At 58.6% G+C, this 6555-nt stretch carries 8 protein-coding genes; 6 read left to right on the top strand and 2 right to left on the bottom strand.

Going from position 1 to position 6555, the window contains the following annotated elements:
• Nucleotides 1-32: 32 nt before the first annotated feature.
• A complete protein-coding gene (trpR, locus tag HMPREF9538_RS11685; RefSeq protein ID WP_002887809.1) occupies nt 33-362 on the top strand; it encodes a trp operon repressor in 330 nt (109 codons plus the stop codon).
• Here the strand turns inward: trpR and yjjX are convergent.
• Complete coding sequence (yjjX, locus tag HMPREF9538_RS11690; protein WP_002887810.1) at nt 349-864, bottom strand: inosine/xanthosine triphosphatase; 516 nt, start codon at nt 862-864, stop codon at nt 349-351. The two genes, trpR and yjjX, sit on opposite strands and share 14 nt — an antisense overlap.
• 113 nt (nt 865-977) lie before the next feature.
• On the opposite strand from yjjX, the gene gpmB reads away from it, so the two are divergent.
• Entirely contained in the window at nt 978-1625 is a 648-nt protein-coding gene (gpmB, locus tag HMPREF9538_RS11695) for a 2,3-diphosphoglycerate-dependent phosphoglycerate mutase GpmB (protein ID WP_002887811.1), read from the top strand.
• On the opposite strand, the gene robA is transcribed toward gpmB, so the two are convergent.
• Entirely contained in the window at nt 1622-2491 is an 870-nt protein-coding gene (gene robA / locus HMPREF9538_RS11700) for an MDR efflux pump AcrAB transcriptional activator RobA (RefSeq protein ID WP_002887812.1), read from the bottom strand. The genes gpmB and robA overlap by 4 nt on opposite strands.
• A gap of 209 nt (nt 2492-2700) precedes the next feature.
• On the opposite strand from robA, the gene creA reads away from it, so the two are divergent.
• From creA to creD, 4 genes are all read left to right on the top strand, one after another.
• Nucleotides 2701-3174 (top strand): protein CreA, encoded by a 474-nt coding sequence (creA, locus tag HMPREF9538_RS11705; protein ID WP_002887814.1) that lies wholly within the window; start codon nt 2701-2703, stop codon nt 3172-3174.
• 12 nt (nt 3175-3186) lie between these two features.
• Nucleotides 3187-3876, top strand: coding sequence for a two-component system response regulator CreB (gene creB, locus HMPREF9538_RS11710; RefSeq protein ID WP_004182877.1), 690 nt, complete (start codon nt 3187-3189; stop codon nt 3874-3876).
• Nucleotides 3876-5300, top strand: a complete 1425-nt coding sequence (gene creC / locus HMPREF9538_RS11715) for a two-component system sensor histidine kinase CreC (RefSeq protein WP_009485333.1) — start codon at nt 3876-3878, stop codon at nt 5298-5300. The genes creB and creC overlap by 1 nt, the downstream gene beginning before the upstream one ends.
• 60 nt (nt 5301-5360) lie before the next feature.
• Nucleotides 5361-6555 (top strand): cell envelope integrity protein CreD (gene creD, locus HMPREF9538_RS11720; RefSeq protein ID WP_009485332.1); only part of this gene is annotated, 1195 nt, incomplete at its 3' end.

The raw sequence follows: 6555 nt of genomic DNA, 5'->3' as shown, positions 1-6555 counted from the left end.
GTAAGCTGCCCGTCTCAATATGGTGGCGCGATATGACCCAACAATCTCCCTATTCCGCGGCCGTTGCCGAACAACGTCATCAGGAGTGGCTGCGCTTTGTTGCCCTGCTTCAGCAGGCCTATGCTGAGGATCTGCATCTGCCGTTGCTGCAGCTGATGCTGACGCCCGACGAGCGCGAAGCCCTGGGTACCCGGGTGCGCATTATCGAAGAGTTGCTGCGCGGCGAGATGAGCCAGCGTGAGCTGAAAAATGAGCTCGGCGCCGGAATTGCGACCATTACCCGCGGGTCGAACAGCCTGAAATCGGCGCCGGTAGAGCTGCGCCAGTGGCTGGAGCAGACGCTGCTGGCTAGCGATAAATAGCGTTATGGAACGGGCTTAGCGCCAGCACGACCGCCTGGTGGTAAACGCTGCTGCGGGTTAATCTGCCGCCGGTGAAAACCCCAATCGCCCCCTCTTTACGACCGATCTGATCGATGCCGGTATACTGCGACATGACCGGGCCGAGGGCTTCGCCAGCGCGAACCTGCTCAAGAATAACGTCAGGCAACGGCAGCGTGGCTGAGCGCGCTTCTCCGCGCTGGCTGGCGCTTTCGATGACCACCCAGCTAAAGGTGCTGTCATCGTCGATACCGGCTTCGATGGCTACCCAGAAATCGGCATTTGGCTGGGCAAGGCGCGCATTGGCGACGCGATTTCGTGCGCCAGCGCGCGTTTCCTCGCTGCCGAAGGGCTGTTCCGGCACGCCGCTCTCGACGGCGACGGACTCAATGTGGCAGGATCCTTCGCCGAAAATCTCGTCAAAAGCCTGCAGAATTGCCTGAATTTTGGCGGGATTAGTGGTCGCTGAGACAACATGGTGCATAATCAAAACAACTCAGAATAAACTAACGTCATCGCAGTATACTCTAAATCACCCCGAGGGCAGGCGGTAATGCCCGAAAGCGGTTGATAACGAGTCCAGAACGGAAAAAAAGCATGTTACAAGTATACCTTGTTCGCCACGGTGAAACGCAGTGGAACGCCGAGCGACGTATTCAGGGTCAGTCCGACAGCCCGCTGACCGCCCATGGTGAGCGCCAGGCCTGGCAGGTGGGCGAGCGCGCCAGAACGCTGGGGATCACCCATATCATTACCAGCGATCTGGGGCGAACCCGCCGCACAGCAGAAATTATCGCCGAAGCCTGCGGCTGCAGCGTGATCGCCGATGCGCGCCTGCGCGAACTGGATATGGGGGTGCTGGAGAAGCGCCATATCGACTCGCTCAGCGAAGAAGAAGAAGGCTGGCGTCGCCAGCTGGTCAACGGCACACCGGACGGTCGTATTCCGCAGGGCGAATCGATGCAGGAGCTCAGCGAGCGTATGCATGCGGCGCTGGCATCCTGTCTGGAATTACCCGCCGGTAGCCGGCCGCTGCTGGTGAGTCATGGGATCGCGCTGGGCTGCCTGGTGAGCACGATATTAGGGCTGCCGGCGTACGCTGAGCGTCGTCTGCGGCTGCGCAACTGCTCTATTTCGCGCGTCGACTATCAGCAAAGCCCGTGGCTGGCTTCCGGCTGGGTGGTGGAAACGGCGGGCGACGTCTCGCATCTTGACGCCCCCGCAATGGACGAGCTGCAGCGTTAACGGCGGATCGGGATCAGATACTCGCAGCGCAACTGAATCGGCGTGGCCTGATCCCGGCTTTCATCTTCAGGGTAGAAGCGTTCAATATCCAGCCCCTTGCGACGCGTCAGGTTCAGCATCGGCATGCAGGTGCCGTAGACGGTCAGGATGAATTCCTGCAGACCGGTACCCAGCCCTTCATACGTAAACATGACATACTCGCCGCCCTCCAGGGTCACTGGATGGGCATGCTGCAGGTGGCCGTTAGCCATCTCCGGCGTCAGCGCGGTGGTATAGAATACTTCCTGCTCATCGTCTTTTTCCAGGCTCGGACGCGGCTCATGCAGCCCGTAGAGCACCGGGGGGATTGACGGTGAGTTGCCGAGGAAGTCTCGCCAGAACTGGACCCGCATCTGGTTACGAAAATCGGAGATTTCCTCGAGCTTACAGGTATAGCTCTGGGTCACGCCAAGCAGCTGAGTAGGGGGCAGAGTGATAAACTCATGTTTCGGCAGGGTAAATTCGCCAAGACGCAGCGGCGGGCGCATACCGAACGAGCTCCAGTCCGGCGAGCGGCGGTAGAGCGCCGGCGTCAGCGAGAATTGCTTCTTAAACGCTCGGGTGAAGGTCTGCTGGGAGTCGAAACGGTACTGCAGCGCAATATCAAGGATTGGACGGGCGGTCAGGCGTAATGCGACAGCAGATTTCGACAAGCGGCGCGCGCGAATATAGGCACCGATGGCATGGCCGGTGACATCCTTAAACATTCGCTGCAAATGCCACTTGGAATAACCTGCCTTCGCCGCCACATTATCCAGAGAAAGCGGCTGATCCAGGTGACCTTCCAGCCAGCTAAGGAGATCGCGAATAATCCCTGCTTGATCCATAAAATGTCCCCATCCTTAAACACAGGTGCCTGATATTAAAGTAGCGGATAATAGCATTTTTTGATGTTTTAGCATTCAGTGTTTTTTTTGCTTTTAAATGCGGTAGGTCAGGGGATTTGAACGATAATTTTGTAAAGCTGTGATCTATAAACCTTTTCTGCTAAGTGCGTGATAATCACTCAGCTATATTTTTTAATAATGGTAACAATATGAAATACAAGAAGTTTGCGATGGGGCTGCTCCTGCTGGCCGGTAGCCAGCTGGCTCAGGCGGAGCAGATTGGTTCCGTGGATACGGTCTTCAAATGGTTAGGGCCGGATCACAAAATCGTCGTCGAAGCCTTTGACGATCCGGATGTACAGAACGTGACCTGCTATATCAGCCGGGCGAAAACCGGTGGCATCAAAGGCGGGCTGGGGCTGGCGGAAGATACCTCTGACGCGGCGATTTCCTGCCAGCAGGTCGGGCCGATTGAGCTAACGGACAAAATCAAAAACGGCAAAAGCCAGGGCGACGTGGTGTTCCAGAAGCGCACCTCGCTGGTGTTTAAAAAACTGCAGGTCGTGCGTTTCTATGATGCGAAGCGCAATGCGCTGGTCTATCTGACCTACTCGGATAAAGTGGTTGATGGCTCGCCGAAGAACGCCATCAGCGCCGTGCCGATCATGCCATGGAATAAATAAACGGGAGCGCGCATGCAGCAGCCACGGATTTGGTTAGTTGAGGATGAACAGAGTATCGCTGATACCCTGGTTTACATGCTGCAGCAGGAGGGCTTCCAGGTCAGCGTCTTTGGCCGCGGTTTGCCCGCGCTGGAGGCGGCGGCGCATCAGGCGCCAGATGTCGCCATCCTCGACGTCGGCTTGCCGGATATCAGCGGCTTCGAGCTCTGTCGGCGTCTGCTGACGCGTTATCCGGCGCTGCCGGTGCTGTTTTTGACGGCGCGTAGCGACGAGGTCGATAAGCTGCTGGGGCTGGAAATCGGCGCTGACGATTATATCGCCAAGCCGTTTTCACCACGCGAAGTCTGCGCGCGGGTGCGAACCGTGCTGCGGCGGCTGCAGAAGTTTGCCGCGCCATCGCCGGTGGTACGCGTCGGCGAGTTTGTGCTCGATGAGCAGGCGGCGGCGATCAGCTGGTTCGGCCAGCCGCTGAATCTGACGCGCTACGAATTTCTGCTGTTGAAAACCCTGCTTCACGCGCCCGGTCGCGTCTTCTCCCGTCAGCAGCTGATGGAGCTGGTGTGGAGCGATGCCTGGGAAAGCCTCGACCGCACCGTCGATACCCATATCAAAACCCTGCGCGCTAAGCTGCGGGCTGTGAATCCTGAAAAGGCGCCAATCAATACCCATCGCGGTATGGGCTACAGCCTGGGGCGCGGCTGATGCGCATCGGCATGCGCCTGCTGCTGGGCTATTTTCTTATCGTCGCGATCGCCGCGTGGTTTGTGCTGTCGATCTTTGTCCAGGAAGTGAAGCCGGGCGTGCGCCGGGCGACAGAGGGGACCCTCAATGATACCGCTACCCTGTTGGCGGCGCTGGCGCGTGAGGATCTGCTGGCGGCAAACCCGCAGCAGGGCAGGCTGGCGCAGGCCTTTCACCAGCTCAACCAGCAGCCGCTCAACGCCAATATTGGCGGAATTAAAAAGGTACGTAATGAGTACCGCGTCTATCTGACCGATGCCCGGGGCAAGGTGGTGTTTGACTCCAGCGGGCAGGCGACAGGGCAGGACTATTCGCGCTGGAACGATGTCTGGCTCACCCTGCGCGGCCAGTACGGCGCGCGCAGTACGCGCAGCGATCCGCATGATGAAGCCAGCTCGGTGATGTATATCGCCGCGCCGGTGATGGATAAGGGGCGGATTATCGGCGTACTGAGCGTCGGTAAACCCAACCTGGCGATGACGCCGGTCATTAAGCGCAGCGAGCGGCGGATCCTCTGGGCCGGCGGCGCCCTGCTGGGCATTGCGCTGTTGATTGGCGGCGGCGTCGTCTGGTGGATCAATTTCTCTATCGGCAAGCTGGTGCGCTATGCGGACTCGGTGACCGCTGAGCGCCCGCTGCCGCTGCCGGAGGTTGGCAGCAGCGAATTGCGCAAGCTGGCCCAGGCTCTGGAGAGCATGCGGGTAAAGCTCGAAGGTAAGAATGCCATCGAAAACTATGTCTATGACCTGACCCATGAACTGAAAAGCCCGCTGGCGGCCATCCGCGGCGCGGCGGAGATCCTGCGCGAAGAGCCGCCGCCTGAGGTGGCGGCGCGGTTTACTGATAATATCCTCGCGCAAAACACCCGGATGCAACTGCTGGTGGAGCGGCTGCTCCAGCAGGCGCGACTGGAAAGCCGGCTGGAGATAAAGCAGCAGCCGGTGTCGATAGATGCGCTATACCAACGGCTGACGGAGGAGCGCAACATCGCTCTGGCGGCGAAAGCTATCACTCTGCGCTGGCGGGAGAGTGGGATGCTGGTCAATGGCGATGGCGAGCTGCTGGCCCAGGCGCTGGGTAATCTGCTCGACAACGCGATTGACTTTACCCCCCAGGGCGGTGAGATCGCCCTGGCTGCGGAGAAGCGAAATGAAGAGGTGCAATTGAGCGTTATCGACAACGGGTGCGGTATTCCGGACTATGCCCTGGAACGAATCTTTGAGCGATTCTATTCGCTGCCGCGCGAAGACGGCCATAAGAGCAGCGGCCTTGGGCTGGCGTTCGTTCGTGAAGTCGCGCGCCTGCATCACGGCGATATCAATCTGCACAATCGGCCCGAAGGCGGCGTGGTCGCCACGCTGCGACTTCACCGTCCCTTCACATAGCTTCAAATTCTCCCCACACAGCCGTCCTATTGTGAGGCCATCACGATAGGGAGAAAGGCTATGTTGAAATCACCGTTATTCTGGAAAATCACCACGTTAATAGGCTGTATTGTGCTGCTATCTTTGCCGTTAATGATGGTCAGGGAGCTTATTAATGAGCGAGCGGATTATCGTAGCGAAGTGGTGGACGCCATTGAGCAAAGCACCAGCGGCTCGCAAAAACTCGCCGGACCGCTGATCGCTATTCCGATAACCGAGACCCTGACCCGCATGGAGAACCAAAAAGAGGTCAACTATCAGCGGAGCTGGGTGTATTACTGGCTGCCGGAGTCGCTGGCGGTCACCGGCAAACAGACCGTGGAGTCGAGGAGGGTGGGCATCTACAGCGGCCAGGTCTGGCATAACGCCTTGCAGATTAAGGCCTCGTTTGATCCGCTGCGTCTGGCGGCGCTGAGAAAAACGAATATCGTCTTAGGCCAGCCGCGGCTGGTGGTGAGCGTCGGCGATGCCCGCGGCATTGGTGCCATCCATGCCCCGGAGGTCAACGGTAACGTATTAAGCGTGGAGCCGGGGCTGGGGATAAGCGGCGATGGCGCAGGTATTCATATGCCAATGCCTGCGCTGGCGGAGGACAACAAGCCGCTTGAGATTGCCTTTTCACTCGATCTGAACGGGACGGGAGAGTTTTCACTGGTGCCGCTCGGGCGTAACAGCGAGCTGCAGCTGACCAGTAACTGGCCGCATCCCGGTTTTCTCGGCAGCTTCCTGCCAACGCAACGGGAAGTGAGTGCTGCCGGCTATCGCGCCCACTGGCAAAGCAGCTGGTTCGCCAACGATATGGGGAGCTATTTCAAGGATGATATGGAGATCCCGTGGTCGCGACTGCCGGCGTTCAGTGCCGATGTGATGTCCCTTGCCGACCAGTACCAGCTAACCGATCGGGCGACAAAATATGCCATCCTGTTAATCGGGCTGACCTTTATGGCTTTTTTCGTGTTCGAGAGCCTGACCCGTCGTCCCCTGCATCCGATGCAATATCTGCTGGTGGGCTTATCGCTGGTGCTGTTTTACCTGGTGCTGCTGGCGCTCTCAGAGCACATTGGTTTTACCGCCGCCTGGCTGGCGGCCAGCCTGTCTGGCGCGGTGATGAATGGGATCTACCTTCAGGCGGTGCTCAGAGGATGGCGTAACAGCCTGCTGTTTGTCGCCGCGCTACTGCTGCTGGATGGCGTGATATGGTTTCTGTTGCATTCTG

The sequence above is a fragment of the Klebsiella sp. MS 92-3 genome, from assembly GCF_000195655.1.
Classification (GTDB): Bacteria; Pseudomonadota; Gammaproteobacteria; order Enterobacterales; family Enterobacteriaceae; genus Klebsiella; species Klebsiella pneumoniae.
The sequence above is the reverse complement of the archived record's forward strand: the minus strand, read 5'-3'. Positions and strand labels throughout refer to the sequence as shown.

Excerpts from the sequence above, each read along its gene's own strand:
- gpmB (WP_002887811.1), top strand. The coding sequence starts at position 978 with ATGTTACAAGTATACCTTGTTCGCCACGGTGAAACGCAGTGGAACGCC.
- creB (WP_004182877.1), top strand. The coding sequence starts at position 3,187 with ATGCAGCAGCCACGGATTTGGTTAGTTGAGGATGAACAGAGTATCGCT.
- yjjX (WP_002887810.1), bottom strand. The coding sequence starts at position 864 with ATGCACCATGTTGTCTCAGCGACCACTAATCCCGCCAAAATTCAGGCA.
- robA (WP_002887812.1), bottom strand. The coding sequence starts at position 2,491 with ATGGATCAAGCAGGGATTATTCGCGATCTCCTTAGCTGGCTGGAAGGT.
- creA (WP_002887814.1), top strand. The coding sequence starts at position 2,701 with ATGAAATACAAGAAGTTTGCGATGGGGCTGCTCCTGCTGGCCGGTAGC.
- trpR (WP_002887809.1), top strand. The coding sequence starts at position 33 with ATGACCCAACAATCTCCCTATTCCGCGGCCGTTGCCGAACAACGTCAT.
- creC (WP_009485333.1), top strand. The coding sequence starts at position 3,876 with ATGCGCATCGGCATGCGCCTGCTGCTGGGCTATTTTCTTATCGTCGCG.